Here is a 24512-nt window from a genome sequence, read left to right on the forward strand (position 1 = left end):
GGGCCGAAGCCCTGTTTTTTAACTTAGCCGACGGTGAACCGCCGATAAGCGAGACAACTTAGAACTGGTATACCAGACCAACGCCTACGATATCGTCAGTTGCGATGCCGTTAGCTTTGGTGAAGTCGTTGTCATCCAGCAGGTTGATTTTGTAATCAACGTAGGTGGACATGTTTTTGTTGAAGTAGTAAGTGGTACCAACAGAAACATATTTAACCAGGTCAGCGTCGCCGCCGTTGAAGCGAGCGCCGTTCGCGGTGCGGCCAGCCAGATCCTTGCCTTTAGACTGCAGGTAAGACACTTCTGGGCGCAGACCGAAGTCGAACTGGTACTGAGCGGTCACTTCGAAGTTCTGAGTTTTGTTAGCGATAGTCAAGTCAGACTCGCCGTATGGGGTCATGTTGCGAGTTTCTGCATACATCGCCGCCAGGTAGACGTTGTTGGCGTCGTATTTCGCGCCCACGGTCCATGCGTCAGCTTTGTCGCCTTTAGCGGTAGCGTTAAGCTTCTGATCGTCGGTACGGTTGGAGGACGCATAGGCAGCGCCGAAGCTTACGCCTTCGCCGATGTCATAAGTAGAGGAGAGGCCCCAGCCGTCGCCGTTCTGTTTTTTCAGAGCACGGCTGTCGTTCTGGTTTTTACCCTGGTACTGAACGGCGAAGTTCAGACCGTCAACCAGACCGAAGAAGTTGTTGTTACGATAGGTCGCAACGCCGTTGGTACGGCCGGTCATGAAGTTGTCGGAGTAGGTGTAAGTATCGCCACCGAACTCTGGCAGCATATCGGTCCAGCCTTCCACGTCGTACAGTACGCCGTAGTTACGGCCGTAGTCGAAGGAGCCGTAGTCAGCGAATTTCAGACCGGCGAAGCCCAGACGGGTTTTGGTGCCTTCGGTGCCCTGAGATTCGGCGTGGTTGGACTGAACGTTGTATTCCCACTGGCCGTAACCGGTCAGTTGGTCAGTAATCTGGGTTTCACCTTTGAAGCCGAAACGAACATAGGTCTGATCGCCGTCATTACCTTTGTCTTTGGAGAAGTAGTGCAGACCGTCAACTTTGCCGTACAGATCCAGCTTGTTGCCGTCTTTGTTGTAGATTTCAGCTGCGTTTGCTGCACCAGCAGCCAACAGAGCCGGGATTACCACTGCAAGAATGTTGCGCTTCATCATTATTACCCTCATTGGTGTTATTCGGACACCTTTGCCACTGCCGCCAATAATTCTTTGGGAACTATTGTTGATAGATTGGTGTCGTCCTGTGTCTGAACGCAGTGTTCCATTCACAGGCGGGTTAATCTAGGACGAAAATGATACCAATGTCCCAATCAGGTTGCAAAAGGAAAGTATGTGTAACTAAATGTAATTTTTCGGGAACTTTGTGACGTGCGTCAATATTAAAAAATGCGAAAGGCCAGCGATGCTGGCCTTTGTTTTGTAACGAAATCGTTTAAAAAACGTGTGATCGTATAAATTAGAAGCTTGCGTTACGCGGCGTGCGCGGGAATGGAATCACATCGCGCACGTTTTGCACGCCGGTGACATAGGCGATTAAACGTTCAAAGCCCAGGCCGAAACCGGAATGCGGCACGGTGCCGTAGCGGCGCAGATCGCGATACCACCAGTAGTCTTCTTTATTCAGCCCCATCTCTTCCAGACGCTGATCGAGCACGTCGAGGCGTTCTTCACGCTGCGAGCCACCGATGATTTCGCCGATGCCCGGCGCCAGCACGTCCATGGCCGCGACGGTCTTGCCGTCTTCGTTCATGCGCATGTAGAACGCTTTGATGTCTTTCGGGTAGTTTTTCACCACCACCGGCGCCTGGAAGTGTTTCTCCGCCAGGTAACGTTCATGCTCGGAAGAGAGATCGATGCCCCAGGAAACCGGGTTTTCGAAGGTTTGGCCCGAGGCCAGCAGGATCTCAATGGCGTCGGTGTAGTCCACCTGGGCGAAATCGGAAGACACGAAGCGCTCCAGACGAGCGATAGCGTCTTTATCCACGCGTTCGGCGAAGAATTTCAGATCGTCGGCACGTTCATCCAGCACCGCCTGGAACACATACTTCAGCATGCTTTCGGCGAGGCCGGCGACGTCGTCCAGCGTAGCGAAGGCCACTTCCGGTTCGATCATCCAGAACTCCGCCAGGTGGCGGCTGGTGTTGGAGTTTTCGGCGCGGAAGGTTGGGCCGAAGGTGTAAACCTTCGACAGCGCGCAAGCGTAGGTTTCGCCGTTCAGCTGGCCGGAAACGGTGAGGAAGGCTTCCTTACCGAAGAAGTCTTCGCTGAAATCGACGGTGCCTTTGTCGGTGCGCGGCAGGTTTTCCAGATCCAGCGTGGACACGCGGAACATCTCGCCGGCGCCTTCGGTATCGGAGGCGGTGATCAGCGGAGTAGAGACCCAGAAATACCCATTTTCATGGAAGAAGCGGTGGATCGCCTGCGCCAGAGTATGACGTACGCGCGCCACGGCGCCGATCAGGTTGGTGCGCGGGCGCAGGTGAGCCACTTCGCGCAGGTATTCGATGCTGTGGCGCTTGGCCGCCATCGGGTAAGTGTCCGGATCGTCGACCCAGCCGACCACTTTGATTGCGGTAGCCTGCAGTTCGAAGCTCTGGCCTTCGCCCGGTGAAGCGACGACTTTGCCGGTGACTTCAACCGAACAACCGGTGGTCAGATGTAGCACTTCATCCTGATAATTCGGCAGAGAATTATTAACGACGGCCTGTAACGGATCAAAGCAGGAACCGTCATAGACGGCCAGGAAGGAGATACCAGCTTTTGAATCTCTCCGGGTACGTACCCAGCCGCGTACGGTGACTTCACTGTCAACCGCAGCACGACCTTGCAGTACGTCGACTACAGGCACTACGCTCATAGATTTCTCTCTTTAATAATTTGGTTTAGAAATAGCTTACAACCCAAGAATATGGGGGTAATGGCTATGTTACTTGCCGCGGTGCAGAGCACAAGCAGAAATCATCGGATTGGCGCAACATTTATCGCGGCTGACTGAAAAGAGGGCGTTCGGGATAAAAACAAAAAAGCCGGCGCGTAAACCGGGCCGGCTTTCTTTCTCTCTATATAGAGAAGGTTCAGCTGGCTTTCTTCACCAGCGGCAGATCGAAGGCCTTGCGCAAGGCCCGCACGAATGCCTGGTCCTGGCAGATGGTCTTGCCGGGGCTGTCGGAGAGCTTAGCCACCGGTTTGCCTTTGCATTCGACCAGCTTGATCACGATATTCAACGGTTTAACGCCCGGAATATCACAGGTCAGGCGCGTGCCGATACCGAAGCTGAGATTGATGCGCTGATAGAAGTGGCGATAGAGCGCCAGCGCTTTTTCCAGATCCAGGTTGTCCGAGAACACCAGCGTTTTGCTCATCGGGTCGATGCCCAGTTTCTGATAGTGGGCAATGGCTTTCTCACCCCACTCGACGGGATCGCCCGAATCGTGGCGCAGCCCCTGATAACGCTCGGCGAACTGCGGGCCGAAGTCGCGCAGGAAAGCATCCATGGTAATGCAGTCGGTGAGCGCGATGCCAAGCTGATCCGGGTATTCATCCAGCCAGGCCTGCAATGCGGCGCGCTGGCTGTTGGCCAGCACCGGGCTTATCTGCTGATGCGCCTGGAACCATTCATGCGCCTGCGTGCCGACCGGCGCCAGGCCGAGCTGATGCGCCAGATCGTAATTGCTGGTGCCCGACAGGTACGGGAATTCGGCCTGCAAGGTGCTGACGATGGCCTGTTGTACGCCCTGGGAGAAACGGCGACGGGTGCCGAAGTCCATCAGCTTGAAGCGTGAAAGATCCAAATCGCCCGCTAGCGTCTTGAACTGCGCCAACTTGGTTTGCAGGTGGGCTACCGCCTGTTCCGGCGTCGCCAGCGGAGAACGCCGGCGGTGCACCACTTCGCTGATCACCGCCAGCAGCGGCACTTCCCACATGATCACTTCACGCCACGGCCCGGCGATGCGGATTTGCAGCTTGCCGTCGCGGTTGTCGATGGTCACCTGCTGCGGATCGTATCGGAACGTGCGCAGCCAGCTCAGGTAATCTTGACGGAAGAAGGGCAGGCCCGAAAGGTAAGCGAATTCGGCGTCGGTCAGCGCCAGCTGGCTCATCAGGGCGACCTGCGCGCGGATCTCGTCGGCATATTCGCCCAGCAGTTCGTCGCCGCGGCAGCGGAATTCCGCCGCCACGCTGATCGCGGGATAGCGATGGAACACTGCTTGCTGCATATGAAGCTTGTAAGCATCGGTATCAAGCAGTGATGTCAAAATCGGGGAAGCGTATTGAGTCATAGCGCGTTACAGCATCCTCGTCAGGCGCGTGTCCAAATCCGGATAATCATAAAAGTGGGGGTGGAGTATACCCGGATTATCCTGTTATTGAAGCTGCATCACACCATAAATCACCGAAGCGGGTCGAGGATTAAACGTGCCTTTATGGCAGGCTGGCGACGGCGGCGGGGGAAAAAAGCCAGATATGCCTGTAAGGTGAATGACTTAGCCTAATTAGTCATAAAAATTATAATGTTAATTATTTTAAACAACAAATCAGATAAACCCGGCCTGGGTGTGCACGCTGACCCGATCCTTGCCGTTCTTTTTGCAAAAATAGAGCGCTTCGTCCGCCTGTTTTATCGCCGCCTGCAGCGCAGTGAACGCGTTGACCGGCGCAATGCCGCAGCTGGTGGTGAAACGCACTTGCCGCCCGTCGGCCAGATTCAGCGTCAGGCGATGGGTGCGGGCGCGCAATTGCTCCATGATGTCCCGCGCGTTGTCCAACGAACAGTTGCCCAGCAGCACCGCGAACTCTTCGCCACCGTAGCGGCAGAAGATGTCGCTGGCGCGAAACGCGCGTTGCAACAGATGGCCGAATGCCACCAGCGCCCGGTCACCGACATCGTGGCCGTAGCTGTCGTTGAGCTGTTTGAAGTTGTCGATATCGATCAGGCAAAAGGCCTGCGGGTAGCTACCGTCGCCCAATAGCTGGCATTCGAGGAAGAATTTACGGCGGTTATAAATGTTGGTGAGCGGATCGAGGAAGGAAGAGGCCTCAAGCTCTTTAATCAGCAGCTGTTTCTCGCTTTCCAGCGAGACCTTGTCCAACTGATATTGTCTGAGCTGTTGAATGGCGTCGCTGATGGCGATCAGTTCCCGGCTGTAGAAGGCGTCGTTGCGATCGATATTCATCTCGCCGCGCGACAGCCGCACGATATTGTTGTGGGTTTTGGTCAACCAGCGGTTGATGTTGGTGCAGAACACCAGCGCCGGCAAAATGAACAGCAGCACCCCCAGACCGGCGAGCGCGATCATGCCGTAAATGGTGGTCTGGCTGTCATAAATCTTGTGACGCGAAGCGACGGTTTCCAGCTCGAAGCTGCGTTGATACAGCGTCTGCGAAAGCCCGCTCAACTCGTCGACATAGCGCGAGATCAGCGCGGCGGGATAGGGCTTTTGGGTATTGATGGCGGTGTATAGCCCATCGGTAATCTGCTTGAGGCGTTCGGTAGACACCTGGGTGAGCAACTGATTGACGATGCTGGTGGTTTGCACGTCGTCGTAGTTGAGCTTCATGAAGATCAACCGGGTGCTCAGCGCGTTCAGGACGCCGGTCAACTGAATGGACTTCAGATAGGCGTCTTTGCGATCGAGCGGGCTGACGTTGACGTCGATAATCTGATCGCTTAACTCCGTCAGCGACATATTCAGCCGGTTGTTGAGGCGAATGGCCTCGAGAAACATAAAGGAGTCGGTATCCACCATTCGGGTATCGTAGGTGTAGCGGTAATAGCTCTTGCTGGTTTGCGAGATGTAATAGGCGCTGTTGATATTGAACAGGTTGGCGTTGGCGTTGTTGACCTGCGAAAGCTGCAGGTTGTCGTTATCCAGCAACTGTTCCATCAGGCCGATCATCGACAGCGCGGCGATTTTTTGCCGCACACCCAGCTCCCTGGCGACCGTGTCGTTCAGATGCTCGCGGATCCGGGCGATTTTCTCGCGCGCCACCCGATCGGCGGCCAGACACTGCGCGCGAGTGATTTGCGGATCGATCAGGCTCAAGCGTTTGAGACGGTGAGCCTGCAGCGAAGCCTGAAAGGCCTCGGAGATTTCTTTGGCGCGATCGATCTTATACAGGTTGAGCTGGTTATCGCGGTACTCGGTATGGGCTTCGAGCAGTTCCTCGACGATGAACAGCGAGAAGGAGGTCATCAGGCACAGGGTGAAAAAATAGATAGCGTATTTGATTTTCATAGTGCGAGTCATCCCTGAGCCTGATTCGGCAATTATACCATCATGCCGCCTGTGCCGCCTCAACAATGCCGGAGCGCCGCGAAGGCGGTTTTTTAGCATTAAATGCTGATTTTTATTTGGCCATTGGTCACCCGCGCTGCCATCTGGTGGGTGAACTATGATTTGCCTCTGATTTCTTTATCGCGCTTGCCCGGCGGATCTGGGCTTTTCAGCCAGCTGTGATACAGTTTATTCACAATCAGGTTCGCCGAGCGCCGCAAGGGAAATCTCCAGCGACGGCGCGGAGGAGAAGAGCGGCCTGGCACCTATAACTCACTGAGACGTTTAAGGGTTTTTATGACACAACAGCCACAGGCAAAATATCGCCACGATTATCGCGCGCCCGATTACACCACGACCGACATCGATTTGGACTTCAGTCTGGACGCGGAAACCACGCGCGTGACCGCCGTCAGTAAAATCAAACGTCAGGGCGCGGCCGGCGCACCGCTGGTGCTGGATGGCGAGGATCTGACGCTGGTGAGCATTCAGGTCGACGGTCAACCGTGGAGCGCCTATCGTCAGCAGGATAACCAGCTGATCGTCGAAGCGTTGCCGGCACAATTCACTCTGACCATCGTCAACGATATTCACCCGGCGAAAAACACCGCGCTGGAAGGGCTGTATCTGTCCGGCGATGCGCTGTGCACGCAATGCGAAGCCGAAGGCTTCCATCATATTACCTATTACCAGGATCGCCCGGACGTGCTGGCGCGCTTTACCACCCGCATCGTGGCCGACAAGGCGCGCTATCCGTTCCTGCTGTCGAACGGCAACCGTATTGGCCAGGGTGAATTGGCCGATGGTCGCCACTGGGTGCAATGGCAGGATCCGTTCCCGAAACCTTGCTACCTGTTCGCGTTGGTGGCGGGGGACTTCGACGTGCTGCGCGACAGCTTCACCACCCGTTCCGGCCGTAAGGTCGCGCTGGAGCTGTTTGTCGATCGCGGCAACCTGGATCGCGCCGACTGGGCGATGACCTCGTTGAAAAACTCGATGAAGTGGGACGAGACCCGCTTCGGTCTGGAATACGATCTCGACATTTATATGATCGTGGCGGTCGATTTCTTCAATATGGGCGCGATGGAGAACAAAGGGTTAAATATCTTTAACTCCAAATACGTGTTGGCGAAGGCGGAAACCGCCACCGACAAAGATTACCTGAACATCGAAGCAGTGATTGGCCACGAATACTTCCACAACTGGACCGGCAACCGCGTCACCTGCCGCGACTGGTTCCAGCTCAGCCTGAAAGAGGGGCTGACGGTGTTCCGCGATCAAGAGTTCAGTTCCGATCTGGGCTCGCGTTCGGTCAACCGCATCGATAACGTGCGCGTGATGCGCGGCGCGCAGTTCGCCGAAGACGCCAGCCCGATGGCGCATGCCATTCGTCCGGATAAAGTCATCGAGATGAACAACTTTTACACCCTGACGGTGTATGAGAAAGGTTCTGAAGTGATCCGCATGATGCACACCCTGCTGGGGGAAGAGAACTTCCAGAAAGGGATGCAGCTCTATTTCGAACGCCACGACGGCAGCGCCGCCACCTGCGATGACTTCGTACAGGCGATGGAGGACGCGTCCAACGTGGATCTGTCGCGCTTCCGCCGTTGGTATAGCCAGTCCGGCACGCCGCTGTTGACGGTGCGCGACGAGTACGATGCGGAAACTCAGCAATATCGCCTGCATGTCAGCCAGAAAACCGCGCCGACCGCCGATCAGCCTGAGAAGTTGCCGCTGCATATCCCGCTGGATATCGAGCTGTATGACAGCGAAGGCAACGTCATCGCGCTGCAGAAGGGCGGCCTGCCGGTCAACAACGTGCTGAACGTCACCGAGGCGGAGCAGACCTTCGTGTTCGACGGCGTGGCGCACAAGCCGGTGCCGTCGCTGCTGCGTGAATTCTCTGCGCCGGTGAAACTGGATTATCCGTACAGCGATCAGCAACTGACCTTCCTGATGCAGCACGCGCGCAATGAGTTTGCGCGTTGGGATGCGGCGCAGAGCCTGCTTGCGACCTACATCAAACTGAACGTGGCGCGGCACCAGCAGAAGCAGCCGTTGTCGCTGCCGCTGCACGTGGCCGACGCGTTCCGTGCGGTGTTGCTGAACGAGACGCTGGATCCGGCGCTGGCGGCGCAGATCCTGACGCTGCCGTCGGAGAACGAAATCGCTGAACTGTTCGCCACCATCGATCCGGAAGCGATCGCCGCGGTGCACGAAGCGATCGTTCGCTGCCTGGCGCGGGAGTTGGCCGATGAGTGGCTGGCGGTGTATCACGCCAACAAGACCGACGGCTACCGCGTGGAGCACGCCGACATCGCCAAGCGCGCCTTGCGCAATGTGTGCCTGGGTTATCTGGCGTTCGGCGAAGATGCGGCGCTGGCGGACCAACTGGTGAGCGAACAGTATCGCCAGGCGGATAACATGACCGACTCGCTGGCGGCGCTGTCCGCTGCGGTTGCGGCCCAGTTGCCGTGTCGCGATGCGCTGTTGGCGGCGTTCGACGAGCGCTGGCATCAGGATGGCCTGGTGATGGACAAATGGTTCGTGCTGCAGGGGAGCAGCCCGTCGGCGGATGTGTTGAGCAAGGTGCGTGCGCTGCTGCAACACCGCTCGTTCAGCCTGAGCAACCCGAACCGCACCCGCTCGCTGATCGGCGGCTTCGCTTCCGGCAACCCGGCGGCGTTCCATGCGGCGGATGGCAGCGGTTATCAATTCCTGGTGGAGATCCTCAGCGATCTCAACCAGCGCAACCCGCAGATCGCCGCGCGCCTGATCGAACCGCTGATTCGCCTGAAGCGTTACGACGCCGGTCGCCAGGCGCTGATGCGCAAAGCGTTGGAACAGCTGAAAGGGTTGGAAAACCTGTCCGGCGATCTGTACGAGAAGATCAGCAAGGCGCTCGACGCCTAATCTTTTCACCGTGAATACCCAAAGGGACGGCCTGCGCCGTCCTTTTTTCGTTCAATTCGCCGCCTGGCGTGGGCTGGCCGCGGTGACCGGCGGCGATAACACCCGCTCCAGCACTTCAGCTTCCAGTTCCGCCAGCCTGGCTGAACCCTTACGGCGTGGCCGCGGCAGATCGATGCTCAGATCCAGTCCGATGTGGCCCTCTTCAATCAGGATCACCCGATCCGCCAGCGCGATGGCTTCGCTGACGTCGTGCGTCACCAGCAGTACGGTAAAACCGTGCTGTTGCCACAGCGATTCTATCAGCCCTTGCATCTCGATGCGCGTCAGGGCATCCAGCGCCCCGAGCGGTTCGTCCAGCAGCAGCAGGCGGGGGCGGTGGATCAACGCGCGTGCCAGGGCGACCCGCTGCTTTTGTCCGCCGGACAGCGCCGCCGGCCAGTCGCGGGCGCGATCCGCCAAACCGACCGCGGCCAGCGCCTGCAGCGCCGCGTCGCGCCAGTGGCCGCGCAGCCCCAGACCCACGTTGTCGATCACCGTTTTCCACGGCAACAGGCACGCATCCTGAAACATCAGCCGGGTATCCTCTTTGGCGGCGGCAAGCGGCGCATTGCCGCTGAGCAGCGCGCCGCTGCTGGCCTGTTCCAGGCCGGCCAACAGACGCAGCAGGGTGCTCTTGCCGCAGCCGCTGCGGCCGACCACCGCCACGAACTGCCCGGCAGAGATGCGTAGCTGAATGTTATCCAGCACGGTGCGGTTGCCGTAACGTTTGCCGATGGACTCCAGCGTCACCGGCGTGCCTTGCGCAAGGCGAGCGGGAAGGGTCATAGCGCTTCTCCCTGTTTCAGTTGATAGGCCGGATGCCAGCGCAGCCAGACGCGTTCCAGCAGTTGTGCGCCCACGTCCGCCAGCTTGCCGAGCAGGGCGTACAGCACGATCGCCACCACCACCACGTCGGTTTGCAGAAATTCACGCGCGTTCATCGCCAGATAACCGATGCCGGAGTTGGCCGAGATGGTTTCGGCGACGATCAGCGTCAACCACATGAACCCGAGGGCGAAACGCACGCCGACCATAATCGACGGCAACGCGCCCGGCAGCACCACCTGCGTGAACAGGCGAAAACCGCTCAGACCGTAGCTGCGCGCCATCTCCAGCAGGCCGCGATCGATGTTTTTGATGCCGTGATAGGTATTGAGATAAATCGGGAACAACGTGCCGAGCGCCACCAGAAAGATCTTGGCGGATTCATCGATGCCGAACCACAGGATCACCAGTGGGATTAGCGCCAGGTGCGGCACGTTGCGGATCATTTGCACCGAACTGTCCAACAGACGTTCACCCCAGCGCGACAGCCCGGTAATAAAGCCGAGAATCAGTCCGATGCTGCCGCCGATGGCGAAGCCTAACAACGCGCGCTGGCTGCTGATGCTCAGGTGCTGCCACAGTTCGCCGCTTTGGCTCAGGCGCCAGAAGGCGGCCAGCACCGCACTCGGCGCCGGCAAAATGCGGTTGGACAGCCAGCCGGTTTCGACGGCGACTTGCCAGATGATCACCAGCGCCAGCGGCAGCGCCCAAGGGGCCAGCCGGTACAGGATGCGTTGCGCGTTCTTTGCCATCGGGGCGCTCCTCAGCTCTGCGACACTTTTTGCGGAACATAGATGTTGGCCACCACTTCGCCCTGCGGGCGCACCGGTTGAAGGCGCGCGGGCGTTTCCTCCTGCGCCAGATCGAGGTGCGGAAACAGCAGTTCGCCGACGCGGTAGGCCTCTTCCAGATGCGGATAGCCGGAGAGAATAAAGGTGTCGATGCCCAGATCGGCGTATTCCTGCATGCGCGCCGCGACCGTCGGGCCATCGCCCACCAGCGCGGTGCCGGCGCCGCCGCGCACCAGGCCGATGCCGGCCCACAGGTTCGGGCTGATCTCCAGATTATCCTTCTTGCCGCCGTGCAGCGCCGCCATGCGCCGTTGGCCGACGGAGTCGAAGCGGGCAAAGGCCTGCTGCGCGTTGGCGATGGTTTCCTCATCGAGGTGAGCGATCAGCCGATCGGCGGCGCGCCAGGCCTCTTCGGTAGTTTCCCGCACGATGACGTGCAGACGGATGCCGAAGCGTACCTGCCGGCCCTTCGCCGCCGCTTTGGCGCGCACCTCTTCGATCTTCTCTTTGACCTGCGCCGGCGGCTCTCCCCAGGTGAGGTACATTTCTACCTGCTCGGCGGCCAGATCCTGCGCGGCGGCGGAGGATCCGCCGAAATAGAGCGGCGGGCGCGGTTGCTGCACCGGCGGGAACAGCAGTTTGGCGCCTTTCACCTGAATATGCTTGCCGTGGAAATCGACGGTTTCACCTTCCAGCACCCGGCGCCAGATATGAGTGAACTCGGTCGAGGCTTCGTAACGCTCTTCATGACTGAGATGCAACCCCTCTGCCGCCAGCTCTTCCGGATCGCCGCCGGTGACCAGATTGAACAGGGCGCGGCCGTTGGACAGGCGATCCAGCGTCGCCGCCTGACGCGCCGCCAGCGTAGGGGAGATGATACCCGGCCGCAGCGCGACCAAAAATTTCAGCCGCTGGGTGACCGGGATCAGCGAGGCGGCCACCAGCCAGGAGTCTTCGCAAGAGCGACCGGTGGGGATCAGCACGCCGCCGAATCCCAGCCGGTCCGCCGCTTGGGCGATTTGTTGCAAGTAACCGTGATCGACGCTGCGAGCGCCCTGTGCGCTGCCAAGATAGTGGCCGTCGCCGTGGGTGGGTAAAAACCAGAAAACGTTCAGGCTCATCGTCAATGCTCTCCCGTATTTATTGCGCGCTTGGGCGCCAGATGCGTTGCGAGATGTCGACCTTCACCGGCACCAGCCGGTTGGCGTAAAACAGGTCGGCGGTTTGCTGCTGCGCGGCGATCGTATGCGCATCGAGCGGTGTGATGGCGGTCGGGGGACGGTGATCCAGATAGCTGGCGATCACCGGTTCCGGCAGCCCCATGGCGTTGGCCAGCAAGGTCACGCTTTGCGCCCGGTCGCTGCGGGTGAGCGCATCGGCCTGGGTCAGCACCGTCAGGACCTGGCTGATAAAGGCGCCATTGGCTTCGACATAAGGGCGCGCCGCCAGATAGAAGGAACCGGTCTGGTTCAGATCGGTGCCGTCGCCGAGCACCCGCACGCCGCCCTGCAGCAGCGCGGCGGAATAATAAGGATCCCAGATAGCCCAGGCATCGACGTTGCCTTGCTGGAATGCGGCGCGCGCATCGGCGGGGGTCAGGTAGGCGGGTTGGATATCCGTAAATTTCAGGCCGGCCTTTTGCAGCGATCGCAGCAGCAGGTTGTGTGAGCTGGATCCTTTCTGAAATGCGACCTTATGGCCTTTCAGATCGGCGACGGTTTTGATCGGGCTGTTTTCCGGCACCAGGATCACTTCCGCCTTCGGTTTGGGAGGCTCAACGCCGACATACAGCAGGTCCGCCCCGGCGGCCTGCGCGAAGATCGGCGGAATATCACCGGTGCTGCCCAGATCGATGCTGCCGACGTTCAAGGCTTCCAGCATCTGCGGGCCGGCGGGAAATTCAATCCAACTGATGCGGGTGGCGGGGAAGCGCTCCTCCAGCAGCCGGTGGCTTTTCGCCAGCACCAGACTCACCGATCCTTTCTGGTAACCGATGCGAAATTGCGCCGGATCCTGCGCGACGGCGGCGTTGGCCCAGACCAGCGACAGCAGGCCGGTGAAGGCCGCTGCGTTCAGCCAACGTCGCAAAGCGTTGCGTTGTTTCATTCAGGCTCTCCTTTTCCAGGCATTTCAGGCGGTTTGACGCGCCGTCAGCGGCGAGGCGACGCGCAGCGCGGGCGGTTTGCGGCGCCCAAGCGCCAGATAGAAACTGGCGAGCGCTTCTTCCAACCGGGCGGCCACGGCGTCGGTGAGCGTGGCGCTTTCGCCGGTCAGCTGGATCTGACTGTCGTCGGCGAACACGCCGTGCAGCACCTCTTGCGCTTTGAGCGCCGCCAGCACCGGTTTCAGCGCATAGTCCACCGCCAGCATGTGACCGACAGAACCGCCGGTCGCCAGCGGCAGCACCACTTTATGGTCCAGCGCGCGTTCCGGCAGCAGGTCCAGCAGGGTTTTCAGCGCGCCGGAGAACGACGCTTTATAAACCGGTGTGGAAATCAGCAGGCCGTCGGCCTGCGCCAGCTGGTCGGCAAACGCCTTGATCGCCGGACTGTTGAAGTTGGCGTACAGCAGATCTTCGGCATCGAAGTCGTGCAGGGTATAGGCCGTCACCTCCACCCCTTGTTGCCGCAGCCAGTTCTGACTCAGCGAGAGCAGCGCGGCGGAACGTGATGGGATGCGTGGGCTACCGGCCAGTGATATAACGCGCATTGCCACTCCTTATAACTAAAAGTTAGGTTTAATTAGAAAATTAATGGGAAGTGTTTTAAACCTACCAGCAACCGGGCGCGTTTTTTAAATCTCATTTTTTGATTTGGATATGCGTAAAAGCGGATTGGCGCCGATTTGGCGATGAAGAGGGAAAACGATTGCGTAAAAACGGCTTTTTTTGCCTTTAATCAATTCCAATTAGGCGGGGGATACCGGATAATACGCCCCCGGTTTGCAACCGGGAAATCAGGAGAGTCCATGTACTACCCCCTCATCAGGAAAGCGTTGTTCCAGCTCGATCCGGAGCGCGCGCACGAAGTGACCTTTCGTCAGCTCAGCCGTATTACCGGCACCCCATTAGCGTTTCTTGTCCGTCAGTCCGTGCCGACCAAACCGGTCAGCTGCATGGGGCTGTCGTTTAAAAACCCGCTGGGATTGGCCGCCGGTCTGGATAAAAACGGCGAATGCATCGATGCGTTCGGCGCGATGGGCTTCGGCCATGTGGAAGTCGGCACCGTGACGCCGCGTCCGCAACCGGGCAACGACAAGCCGCGCTTGTTCCGCGTGGTTGAGGCGGAAGGCCTGATTAACCGCATGGGGTTCAATAACCATGGTGTGGACAATCTGGTTGAAAACGTTAAGAAATCCCATTTCGGCGGCATTCTTGGGATCAATATCGGCAAGAAGAAAGACACGCCGGTCGAACAGGGTAAAGACGATTATTTGATCTGCATGGATAAAGTTTATCCGTATGCCGGTTATATCGCGATTAACATCTCTTCACCGAATACGCCGGGGTTACGATCCTTACAGTATGGTGAAGCGCTGGATGATCTTTTGGCTGCGATTAAAAATAAGCAGCAGGAATTACATGCGCGCCATCACAAATATGTGCCGGTAGCGGTAAAGATCGCGCCGGATCTTTCTGAAGAAGAATTGATCCAAATTGCCGATAGCCTGGTGCGGCATAATATCGATGGCGTGATCGCCACCAATACCACGTTGGATCGAAAATTGATCCAAGGGCTGAATTACTGCGAACAAGCGGGCGGGTTAAGTGGGCGTCCGTTGCAATCACGCAGCACCGAAGTGATCCGTCGCCTCTCCACCGAACTGCAAGGACGTCTGCCGATTATCGGCGTAGGCGGCATCGATTCGCTGACGGCGGCGCGCGAAAAAATGGAGGCCGGCGCGAGCCTGCTGCAAATTTATTCCGGATTTATCTATCACGGCCCGCGTTTGATTAAAGATATCGTTACCCATATCTAATATTTTTCCTCTCATTTTATTCCGGGGGTTTATTTCTGCCCCCGGCTCGTCTATATTTTGTTCGTTAGCTTAAATATCGTTCGCGGAATTATCCGATGTTTAAGCTATTTCATCGGTGATAAAATCGCCTTTTAGGGTGAGTGCGGCGTTGGCATGGGCAGCGAGAAGGATACGAAATGAAGATAAAACCTGACGATAATTGGCGTTGGTATTTTGATGCCGAACACGATCGGCTAATGCTGGATTTAGCTAATGGTATGATCTTTCGTTCACGTTTCCCGGCCAAAATGTTAACGCCGGACGCCTTCGATGAATGCGCTTTTTGCGTGGATGACGCCGCCCTTTATTTCACCTATGAAGAACAGTGCAAGCAGGTCAAGCTGAGCCATGAACAGCGCGCCGAGCTGGTGTTGAATGCGCTGGTCGCCTACCGCTTCCTGAAACCGCTGATGCCGAAGAGCTGGCATTTCTCGCAGCAGCACTACCCGTTGCAGCCGAAAAACGGCGAGCTGGCGGCGGTGAAAGTGATGGAAAGCGGCGCGGAAGCGCGCCTGCTGGTGGTGGAGGCCGGGGATAATGCCAGCCTGTGCCTGCTGGCGCAAAATCAGCTGACGGTCGCCGGCCGCACCATGGTCTTGGGCGACGCCATCAAGGTGATGCACGATCGGCTGAAACCTTGCGCGCAGGATGAAAGCGCCGCCCCGGCTTACGACAGGGCGGTATAAGGCGGATTACGCCAACGTCAAATCAGTTTTCGGGATGCAGCTGCAGCACAGGATGGTGCCGTTGTCGCCCAGCGCGCTTTTCTTCAGGGGCGCGACTTCACCGCTCAGCAATGTAATGCGGCAGCTGCCGCAAATCCCGGCGCGGCACGAGTAAGGCACGCGAATGCCTTGCTGTTCCAGTTGTTCGAGCAGGATCTGCTGGTTATTGCCGGTAAATACCTTTCCTTCATATTCGATCGTGACGCTGTGCGCGCTGTCCTGCGGCGCCTGCACGCTCTCCACCACTTTACCTGCGCCATAAGGGCGCGGCGGCTTGGTTGACAAGACTTCCACCGTATCGCCCACGCGAATGATGCCGCTGTTGCGCGCGATCATATTCTGGCCGAAATCGATGTCGCCGTTGTCGGCGGAGCGGAATTTTTGCAGCGTGCTGAGCGGTTCGCCGCTCGGGTGCTTGCGGCCACGCTCGGTGCTGACGGTGGTGAGCACGCAGCGGCTGCAGGGTTTCACCAGATCGAACATCACGTCGCCGACGCGGATCACCTGCCAGCCGTCTTCAGCCCAGGCGGTAGCGCCGCTCACCACCAGATTGGGGCGGAACTGTTCCAGCTTGATGCTGCCGGGGCAACGCTGCTGCAGGTCGTTGAACGAGGCTTGGTTAATCAGCAGATAAGGGTAGCCGTCGGCAAACGTCAGCGGGATTTCAGGGTGTTTCTTGACCCGGCGGGTCAGCTCCGGCCCCAGCCAGCGCAGCTGCACGTCGCGCTGGAAATAGCCGCTCAGCCAGCGGTTGATCTCATCCGGCGCGATCAGCGCGGTGAAATGGTTGCCCCACACCTCGGTCGGCTGCGGCGTGGCCGCGAAGTCGCTGAAGCGAATGGCGGCGCTTTCACCGTCCGGCGCGGTCAGAAACAGCCCGTCCGGCAACAGCGCCGGCGTGAACAACACCATCTGCGGATATTGGCGCGCGGTAATAAAGGTGCCGTCCGGTTCGGTGATCATAAAGTTGCGGTCAAAGGCCAGACCGCTGCTGCCGACCTGGGCGTAGGAAAGCTGCAAGCCGCGCAGTGATTTAACCGGATGGACGTAGAGTCTGGAAAGCGTGATCACCCTTATCTCCGTGCGATGATTAAATAGAAGGGAGCAACTTTATGACAAGCGGTGCGGATTAGCTATAATGCGCAACAATTTTCTTTTTGGTGATAAGTACGATATGAACTCTCTGTTTGCCAGCACGGCGCGTGGATTGGAAGAACTGTTAAAAAGCGAGCTGGAAACGCTTGGCGCTCACGACTGCAAAGTGGTGCAGGGCGGGGTACATTTTCAGGGTGACGATCGTCTTCTGTACCAAAGCCTGCTGTGGAGCCGCCTGGCTTCGCGCATTTTGTTGCCGCTGAACGAATTCCGCGTGCACAGCGACCTGGATCTGTACCTCGGCGTGCAGGCGATTGACTGGCCCAGCATTTTTGGCGTGGATAAAACCTTCGCCGTGCATTTCAGCGGCGTGAACGAAGAGATCCGCAACAGCCAGTATGGCGCGCTGAAGGTGAAAGACGCCATCGTTGACAGCTTCACCCGTAAGCTCGACCAACGCCCGACGGTTGCCAAACAGCAGCCGGACATTCGCGTTAACGTCTTCCTGCAACGCGATATGGCCAGCGTGGCGCTCGATCTGAGCGGCGAAGGCCTGCACCAGCGCGGCTACCGCGATCTCACCGGCCAGGCGCCGTTGAAGGAAAACCTGGCGGCCGCCATCGTGTTGCGTTCCGGCTGGCAGCCGGGCACGCCGATGCTCGATCCGATGTGCGGCTCCGGCACGCTGTTGATCGAAGCGGCGATGATCGCCGCCGATCGCGCGCCGGGCCTGCACCGTCAACACTGGGGCTTCAGCGCCTGGAATGGTCACAACGCCGAACTGTGGCGTGAAGTCACCACCGAAGCGCAGGTGCGCGCGCGTCGCGGCCTGCAGGAAACTACCTCTCGCTTCTTCGGTTCCGATATCGATCGTCGGGTGATTGAGATGGCGCGCGGCAACGCCCGCCGCGCCGGCGTCGCCGAGCTGATCACCTTCAACGTCGGCGACGTCGCGCGCTTGACCAACCCGCTGCCGGAAGGCCCGCACGGCACGGTGATCAGCAACCCGCCGTACGGCGAGCGTCTGGAAAGCGAACCGGCGCTGATCGCGCTGCACAACATGCTGGGCCGCGTGATGAAAAGCGCCTTTGGCGGTTGGCAGCTTTCGCTGTTCAGCGCCTCGCCGGAGCTGTTGAGCTGCCTGCAGCTGCGCGCCGAGCGCCAGTTCAAGGCGAAGAACGGCCCGCTGGAGTGCGTGCAGAAAAACTATCAGCTGGCGGCAAGCCCGGCCGGCAATGCTACCGGCGGCGTGCAGGTGGCGGAAGATTTTGCCAACCGTCTGCGCAAGAATTTGAAGAAGCTCGACAAGTGGGCGAAGCAACAAGGCATCGAATGCTACCGCCTGTACGATGCCGATCTGCCAGAATACAACGTCGCGGTGGATCGTTACGGCAGCAAGGTGGTGGTGCAGGAGTATGCGCCGCCGAAAACCGTCGATGCGCAGAAGGCGCGTCAGCGCCTGTTCGATGTGATCAACGCGACGCTGGCGGTGCTGGAATTGCCGTCGAATCAGCTGATCCTGAAAACCCGCGAGCGGCAGAAGGGCAAAAACCAGTACGAGAAACTGGCGCAGAAGGGCGAGTTCTTGCTGGTGGAAGAGTATAACGCCAAGCTGTGGGTCAACCTGACCGACTATCTCGATACCGGCCTGTTCCTCGATCACCGCATCGCGCGCCGTATGCTGGGCGAGATGAGCGGCGGCAAGGACTTCCTCAATCTGTTCGCCTATACCGGCACCGCCAGCGTGCATGCCGGGCTGGGCGGCGCGCGCAGCACCACCACGGTGGACATGTCGCGCACCTACCTGGAATGGGCGGAGAAGAACCTGCGCGCCAACGGCCTGACCGGCCGCCAGCATCGGCTGATCCAGGCCGACTGCCTGTCGTGGCTGAGCAATGCCAATGAACAGTTCGACGTGATCTTCATCGATCCGCCGACGTTCTCCAACTCCAAGCGGATGGAGAACACCTTTGACGTGCAGCGCGATCACCTGGCGCTGATGAAAGATTTGAAACGGTTGCTGCGCCGCAACGGGACCATCATGTTCTCGAACAACAAGCGCGGTTTCCAAATGGATATGGCAGGGCTGAGTGCGCTGGGCCTGGAGGCGAAAGAGATCACCGCCAAGACGCTGTCGCAGGATTTTGCCCGTAACCGTCAGATCCACAACTGCTGGCTGGTGACTCACGCCGGCGAAGGAAAATAATTACTATGTCGTTAATCAGCATGTCCGGCGCCTGGCTCTCTTTCAGCGATGCGCCATTGTTAGACAACACCGAAATTCATATCGAAGACAACGAGCGCGTGTGTCTGGTCGGGCGCAACGGCGCCGGCAAATCCACGCTGCTGAAGATCCTAGGCAAAGAGATCCCGCTGGACGACGGCCGGGTGATCTACGAACAGGATCTGATCGTGGCGCGTCTGCAACAGGATCCGCCGCGCAATATCGGCGGCAGCGTATTCGACTTTGTGGCGGAAGGCGTCGCGGAGCAGGCGGAACACCTGAAGGCCTATCACGCGATCTCTCACCTGGTGGAAAGCGATCCGAGCGAGAAAAACCTGGCGCGCATGGCGCAAATCATGGAGATCCTCGATCACCAGGGGCTGTGGCAGCTCGACAGCCGCATCAGCGAAGTGCTGCTGCAGCTGGGGCTGAACGGCGACGCCGAGCTTTCCTCGCTGTCCGGCGGCTGGCTGCGCAAAGCGGCGCTGGGCCGCGCGCTGGTGAGCTCGCCGCGCGTGTTGTTGCTCGACGAACCGACCAACCACCTGGATATCGAAACCATCGACTGGCTGGAAGGCTTCCTGAAAGAGTTCGACGGCAGCATCGTCTTCATCTCGCACGACCGTTCGTTTATCCGCAACATGGCGACGCGCATCGTCGATCTGGATCGCGGCAAGCTGGTTTCCTGGCCGGGTAACTACGATCTGTACCTGCAGAGCAAAGAAGAAGCGCTGCGGGTGGAAGAGCTGCAAAACGCCGAGTTCGACCGCAAGCTGGCGCAGGAAGAGGTCTGGATCCGTCAGGGCATCAAGGCGCGCCGCACCCGCAACGAGGGCCGCGTGCGCGCGCTGAAGGCGCTGCGCGTCGAGCGTTCAGAGCGCCGTGAAGTGATGGGCACCGCCAAGATGCAGGTGGAAGAGGCGACCCGCTCCGGCAAAATCGTATTCGAGCTGGAAGACGTCAATTATCAGGTTGGCGAAAAGGTGCTGGTACGCGGTTTCTCCGCCCAGGTGCAGCGCGGCGACAAGATTGCGTTGGTGGGGCCGAACGGCTGCGGCAAAACCACGCTGCTGAAACTGATGCTCGGTCAGCTGAAAGCCGACAGCGGCCGCGTGCACTGCGGCACCAAGCTGGAAGTGGCCTATTTCGACCAGCACCGCGCCGATCTCGATCCAGAGCGCACGGTGATGGACAACCTGGCGGAAGGCAAGCAGGAAGTGATGGTCAACGGCCGTCCTCGCCACGTGCTGGGCTACCTGCAGGACTTCCTGTTCCACCCGAAACGCGCGATGACGCCGGTGAAGGCGCTGTCGGGCGGTGAGCGTAACCGCTTGCTGTTGGCTAAGCTGTTTCTGAAACCGAGCAATCTGCTGATCCTCGATGAACCAACCAACGATCTCGACGTCGAAACGCTGGAGCTGCTGGAAGAGCTGATCGACGGCTATCAGGGCACTGTGTTGCTGGTCAGTCACGATCGTCAGTTCGTTGACAACTCGGTGACCGAGTGCTGGATCTTCGAAGGCAATGGCGTGATCAACGCCTTCGTCGGCGGTTACTACGATGCGCATCACCAGCGCGCGACAGCGAAACCGATTCGTCAGGCGGCGCCGAGCGCGAGCAAACCGGCGGCGGAGAAAAAGGCCGAACAGCCGAAGAAAGCGACGGCCAAGCTGAGTTACAACCTGCTGCGCGAACTGGAACAGCTGCCGCAGCGGCTCGAACAGCTGGAAGCGGAAATCGAAGCGCTGCAGGCGCAGATGAGCGATGCCGACTTCTTCACGCGGCCGCACAGCGAAACGCAAGAAGTGCTGACGGCGTTGGCTAACGCCGAGCAGGCGCTCGAGCAGGCCTTCGCCCGCTGGGAAGAGCTGGAAGCGATGAAAAACGGCTGACCGTTGCGATACCGCCCGCGCGCTGCTGCGGGCGGTATCGACGTGCCGGTGAGCAACGTTATTTAGGAGGAATATGGTGTGTTCCCACAACAATCATCAGCAGCATAGTCATTCCGCACCCTCGGCGGCGCAGCAGGATAACCTGATGCTGTGCCCGCAGTGCGACATGCTGGTGGCGCTGCCGTCGCTGGCCTATGGCAGCAAAGCGGTATGCCCGCGCTGCAAAACCACGCTCAGCGCCCGCTGGGACGAGCCGCGCAAGCGGCCGATCGGTTACGCGCTCAGCGCCTTGTTCATGCTGGTGCTGGCCAACATTTTCCCGTTTATCAACATGCGCGTCGCCGGCCTCGGCAACGAAATCCGGCTGATCCAAATCCCGGAAGTCATGGTGGCGGAAGACTACGCCAGCATGGCCACCTTGTTTATGGTGTTCGTGCAGCTGATCCCGGCGTTTTGCATGGTGGCGATCATCCTGCTGTGCGCCAGGGTGCGCTTGCCGCTGGGTCTCAAAGAGTGGATGGCCCGGGTGCTGTTCCAGTTCAAGACCTGGTGCATGGTGGAAATTTTCCTCGCCGGGGTGCTGGTCAGCTTCGTCAAGCTGATGGCCTACGGCGACATCGGCATCGGCAGCAGCTTCGTGCCTTACTGCCTGTTCTGTCTGCTGCAGGTGCGCGCTTTCCAGTGCGTGGATCGGCGCTGGCTGTGGCAGGATATCGAACCGGCGCCGCGGCTTAATCGCCCGCTGACGGTGGGGCGCACCGGCATGCGCCAGGGCGTGCGCTCCTGCGCGTGCTGCACGGCGATCCTGCCGGCCGATCAGGTGCGCTGCCCGCGCTGCCACACCAAGGGCTACGTGCGTCGCCGCCACAGCCTGCAGTGGACGCTGGCGCTGCTGGTGACCTCTGTCATGCTGTATATTCCGGCCAACCTGATGCCCATCATGGTGACCGAGGCGCTGGGTAACAAGATGAATTCCACCATCATGGCGGGGGTGATCCTGCTGTGGGGGGACGGCTCTTATCCGGTAGCGATGGTGATTTTCATCGCCAGTATCATGGTGCCGTCGCTGAAAATGTTGGCGATCGGTTGGCTGTGCTGGGATGCGAACGGCAGGAAGAAACCGCGCGCCGACAGCGAGCGTATGCATTTGATTTATGAAGTGGTCGAATTCGTTGGTCGTTGGTCAATGATCGACGTGTTTGTGATCGCCGTGTTGTCGGCGTTGGTGCGAATGGGGCAGTTGATGAGCATTTATCCCGCGACGGGCGCCGTTCTGTTCGCGCTGGTGGTGATCCTCACCATGTTCGCCGCCATGACATTTGATCCCCGGCTGACCTGGGATCGCGCAAGTGAAACAATAAACAAGGAGCCGCAAGGTGACGGAAAATAATCATAGCGTCGCGGACGTCGAGAAGATCAAACGCTGGTCGCCGGTGTGGATCATTCCCATCGTGACCGCGCTGATCGGCGCCTGGATCCTGTTTTACCACTTCAGCCATCAGGGGCCGGTGGTGACGCTGGTGACCACGACGGCGGAAGGGCTGGAAGCGGGTAAAACCAAAATCAAAAGCCGCAGCGTTGACGTCGGCGTGGTGGAAACCGTCACGTTGAGCGATGACCTGAGCAAGGTGATGGTGCAGGCGCGTCTCAATTCCGGCATGGAGAAATTGCTGCGCCAGGATTCCGCCTTCTGGGTGGTGAAGCCGCAGATCGGCCGTGAAGGCGTCTCCGGGCTGGGCACGCTGCTCTCCGGCGCCTATATCGAACTGCAGCCGGGCAACAAAGGCAAAGACGGCAAAGACAACTATCAGCTTCTCGATGCGCCGCCGCTGGCTTCCCCGGACGCCAAAGGGTTGCGCATCGTGCTGGACAGCGAGAAGTCAGGCCAGCTCAACGCCGGCGATCCGGTGCTGTTCCGCGGCTATCGCGTCGGGTCGGTGGAAACCAGCTACTTCGATCCTAAAGAGCGCGCCATGCGCTATCAGCTGTTCATCACTGCGCCTTACGATCAGTTGGTCACCACCAACGTGCGCTTCTGGAAAGACAGCGGCGTGGCGTTTGACATGTCGGCACAGGGCATGCGGGTGGAGATGGGCTCGTTGACCACGCTGTTCAGCGGCGGCGTCAGCTTCGATGTGCCGGACGGCTGGGATCGCGGCGAACAGGCGAAAGAAAAGGCGGAGTACCGGTTGTTCGACAACCAGCGTAGCACGCAGGATTCGCTGTATACCGTGCATAAAGACTACCTGCTGTTCTTCTCCGATTCGGTACGCGGCCTGCAGCCGGGCGCGCCGGTCGAGTTCCGCGGCATCCGTCTGGGGACGGTGGCGCAGGTGCCGTTCTATAAAGACGGCATGGCGCAGCGTCTGGATAACGACTACCGCATTCCGGTGCTGATCCGCATCGAGCCGGATCGCTTCCAGAAACAGCTGGGCGGCAACTTCGATATTGAAGGGCACTTGAAAGATGCGGAATCCCGCGGCATGCGCGCCTCGATGAAGTCCGCCAACCTGCTGACCGGTTCGCTGTACATCGATCTCGACTTCTATCCGCAGGAAAAACCGTGGAAAGGGCCGCGCGAGCTGTTCGGTTATCCGCTGATGCCGACCACCAGCGGCGGTCTGGCGCAGATCCAGCAGAAGCTGATGCAGACGTTGGATAAGATTAATTCGATGCCGATCAATCCGATGATCAGCGAAGCGACCAAGACGCTGGCGGAAAGCCAGAAAACCATGAAGTCGACGCAGCAGACCATGAAGTCGTTGAACGACATCATCGCCAGCAAAGAGATGCAGGCGCTGCCGCAGGACATGCAGAAAACGCTGCTGGAGCTGAACCGCAGCATGAAAGGGTTCCAGCCTGGTTCACCGGCTTACAACAAGATGGTGGGCGACATGCAGCGCCTCGATCAGGTCTTGCGTGAGCTGCAACCGGTGTTACGCACCCTAAATGAGAAGAGCAACGCGCTGGTGTTTGAAGCCGCCGGCAGCAATGACCCTCAGCCGAAGAAGGCCACGAAATGATGAAATGGATCCCGGTAGCCCTGGCGCTGTTGCTCAGCGCCTGCAGCAGTTCGCCACAGAAGACTTACTATCAGTTGCCGGCGCTGGGCGCGCCGGCCGTGGCCGGCAGCAGCGCCGCCTCCACGCGCCAGCTGTGGTTGGAACACGTGAGCGTGGCGGATTATCTGGCGCAGAGCGGCGTGGTGTATCAGACCAACGACGTGCAGTATGTGATAGCCCAGAACAACCTGTGGGCCAGCCCGCTCGATCAGCAGCTGCAGCAAACGCTGGTCACCAACCTCAGCAGCGCGCTGCCGGGGTGGGTGGTCTCTTCGCAGCCGATGAGCAGCGAGCAGGATGTGCTGAACGTGACCATCAGCGGCTTCCACGGCCGCTTTGACGGGAAAGCGATCATTCGCGGCGAGTGGGTGCTGAACCGCCAGGGGCGTTTGATCAAAAGGCCTTTCAACCTGGAGCTGAAACAGGGTGAAGACGGCTATGATGCCCTGGTGCGCACGCTGGCGCAGGGGTGGCAGCAGGAAGCCCAGGCTATCGCAGCACAGATGGGCGGCATTTAGTCATAATTTGGTCTAAAATCGTCTAATCCCTGTCGGCGTGAAAAGTCGTTTTTTCTCGCTGGCAGGCATTTCTATTTTATTTCAATTGGTTAACTCCTTCCTCTGCAGATCAGCCACTTA

At 59.0% G+C, this 24512-nt stretch carries 18 protein-coding genes; 8 read left to right on the top strand and 10 right to left on the bottom strand.

The window, feature by feature from the left end; all coding sequences use genetic code 11:
• Positions 1-58: 58 nt before the first annotated feature.
• From ompC to ACJ8J1_RS14840, 4 genes are all read right to left on the bottom strand, one after another.
• Complete coding sequence (gene ompC / locus ACJ8J1_RS14825) at positions 59-1168, bottom strand: porin OmpC (RefSeq protein WP_033642575.1); 1110 nt, start codon at positions 1166-1168, stop codon at positions 59-61.
• Between the two features lie 301 nt (positions 1169-1469).
• The gene (asnS, locus tag ACJ8J1_RS14830) at positions 1470-2870 is read right to left on the bottom strand and encodes an asparagine--tRNA ligase (protein ID WP_033642576.1); all 1401 of its coding nucleotides are present in this window, start codon (positions 2868-2870) and stop codon (positions 1470-1472) included.
• 217 nt (positions 2871-3087) lie between these two features.
• Positions 3088-4293: a nicotinate phosphoribosyltransferase gene (pncB, locus tag ACJ8J1_RS14835; RefSeq protein WP_033642577.1), complete on the bottom strand. Its 1206-nt coding sequence runs from the start codon at positions 4291-4293 to the stop codon at positions 3088-3090.
• A gap of 255 nt (positions 4294-4548) precedes the next feature.
• Positions 4549-6249, bottom strand: coding sequence for a GGDEF domain-containing protein (locus ACJ8J1_RS14840; protein ID WP_033642578.1), 1701 nt, complete (start codon positions 6247-6249; stop codon positions 4549-4551).
• A gap of 336 nt (positions 6250-6585) precedes the next feature.
• On the opposite strand from ACJ8J1_RS14840, the gene pepN reads away from it, so the two are divergent.
• A complete protein-coding gene (gene pepN, locus ACJ8J1_RS14845) occupies positions 6586-9204 on the top strand; it encodes an aminopeptidase N (protein WP_033642579.1) in 2619 nt (872 codons plus the stop codon).
• A gap of 51 nt (positions 9205-9255) precedes the next feature.
• On the opposite strand, the gene ssuB is transcribed toward pepN, so the two are convergent.
• Genes ssuB through ssuE form a run of 5 tightly spaced genes read right to left on the bottom strand, consistent with a single transcriptional unit; the run spans position 9256 to position 13568 of the window.
• Positions 9256-10029, bottom strand: a complete 774-nt coding sequence (ssuB, locus tag ACJ8J1_RS14850) for an aliphatic sulfonates ABC transporter ATP-binding protein (protein WP_033642580.1) — start codon at positions 10027-10029, stop codon at positions 9256-9258.
• Complete coding sequence (ssuC, locus tag ACJ8J1_RS14855; RefSeq protein ID WP_033642581.1) at positions 10026-10820, bottom strand: aliphatic sulfonate ABC transporter permease SsuC; 795 nt, start codon at positions 10818-10820, stop codon at positions 10026-10028. Before ssuC ends, ssuB begins: the two co-directional genes overlap by 4 nt.
• Positions 10821-10831: 11 nt before the next feature.
• The gene (gene ssuD / locus ACJ8J1_RS14860; RefSeq protein WP_016928301.1) at positions 10832-11980 is read right to left on the bottom strand and encodes an FMNH2-dependent alkanesulfonate monooxygenase; all 1149 of its coding nucleotides are present in this window, start codon (positions 11978-11980) and stop codon (positions 10832-10834) included.
• Between the two features lie 19 nt (positions 11981-11999).
• Positions 12000-12965 (bottom strand): sulfonate ABC transporter substrate-binding protein, encoded by a 966-nt coding sequence (locus ACJ8J1_RS14865; RefSeq protein ID WP_033642582.1) that lies wholly within the window; start codon positions 12963-12965, stop codon positions 12000-12002.
• 24 nt (positions 12966-12989) lie between these two features.
• Positions 12990-13568, bottom strand: coding sequence for an NADPH-dependent FMN reductase (ssuE, locus tag ACJ8J1_RS14870; protein ID WP_033642583.1), 579 nt, complete (start codon positions 13566-13568; stop codon positions 12990-12992).
• A gap of 258 nt (positions 13569-13826) precedes the next feature.
• On the opposite strand from ssuE, the gene pyrD reads away from it, so the two are divergent.
• Entirely contained in the window at positions 13827-14837 is a 1011-nt protein-coding gene (gene pyrD, locus ACJ8J1_RS14875; RefSeq protein ID WP_442520382.1) for a quinone-dependent dihydroorotate dehydrogenase, read from the top strand.
• Positions 14838-15013: 176 nt separating this feature from the next.
• Entirely contained in the window at positions 15014-15562 is a 549-nt protein-coding gene (locus ACJ8J1_RS14880) for a cell division protein ZapC (protein WP_004928171.1), read from the top strand.
• A 6-nt stretch (positions 15563-15568) separates the two neighbouring features.
• On the opposite strand, the gene ACJ8J1_RS14885 is transcribed toward ACJ8J1_RS14880, so the two are convergent.
• The gene (locus tag ACJ8J1_RS14885; protein WP_033642584.1) at positions 15569-16672 is read right to left on the bottom strand and encodes a YcbX family protein; all 1104 of its coding nucleotides are present in this window, start codon (positions 16670-16672) and stop codon (positions 15569-15571) included.
• 103 nt (positions 16673-16775) lie between these two features.
• Between ACJ8J1_RS14885 and rlmKL the strand changes: the two genes are divergently transcribed.
• From rlmKL to pqiC, 5 genes are all read left to right on the top strand, one after another.
• Entirely contained in the window at positions 16776-18902 is a 2127-nt protein-coding gene (gene rlmKL, locus ACJ8J1_RS14890; protein ID WP_089192583.1) for a bifunctional 23S rRNA (guanine(2069)-N(7))-methyltransferase RlmK/23S rRNA (guanine(2445)-N(2))-methyltransferase RlmL, read from the top strand.
• A 5-nt stretch (positions 18903-18907) separates the two neighbouring features.
• Positions 18908-20812 (top strand): ABC transporter ATP-binding protein, encoded by a 1905-nt coding sequence (locus tag ACJ8J1_RS14895; RefSeq protein ID WP_033642586.1) that lies wholly within the window; start codon positions 18908-18910, stop codon positions 20810-20812.
• A 76-nt stretch (positions 20813-20888) separates the two neighbouring features.
• Positions 20889-22202 carry a membrane integrity-associated transporter subunit PqiA gene (gene pqiA, locus ACJ8J1_RS14900; RefSeq protein ID WP_405053040.1) on the top strand — a complete coding sequence of 438 codons (1314 nt, stop codon included), beginning with the start codon at positions 20889-20891 and terminating at the stop codon, positions 22200-22202.
• Positions 22189-23835, top strand: a complete 1647-nt coding sequence (pqiB, locus tag ACJ8J1_RS14905) for an intermembrane transport protein PqiB (protein WP_033642587.1) — start codon at positions 22189-22191, stop codon at positions 23833-23835. The genes pqiA and pqiB overlap by 14 nt, the downstream gene beginning before the upstream one ends.
• On the top strand, positions 23832-24392 hold the full coding sequence (gene pqiC / locus ACJ8J1_RS14910) for a membrane integrity-associated transporter subunit PqiC (RefSeq protein WP_033642588.1): 561 nt from the start codon (positions 23832-23834) through the stop codon (positions 24390-24392). The genes pqiB and pqiC overlap by 4 nt, the downstream gene beginning before the upstream one ends.
• Positions 24393-24512: the final 120 nt, after the last annotated feature.

The organism is Serratia sp. CY37869 (genome assembly GCF_052168895.1).
In the GTDB taxonomy this organism is placed as follows: Bacteria; Pseudomonadota; Gammaproteobacteria; order Enterobacterales; family Enterobacteriaceae; genus Serratia; species Serratia ureilytica.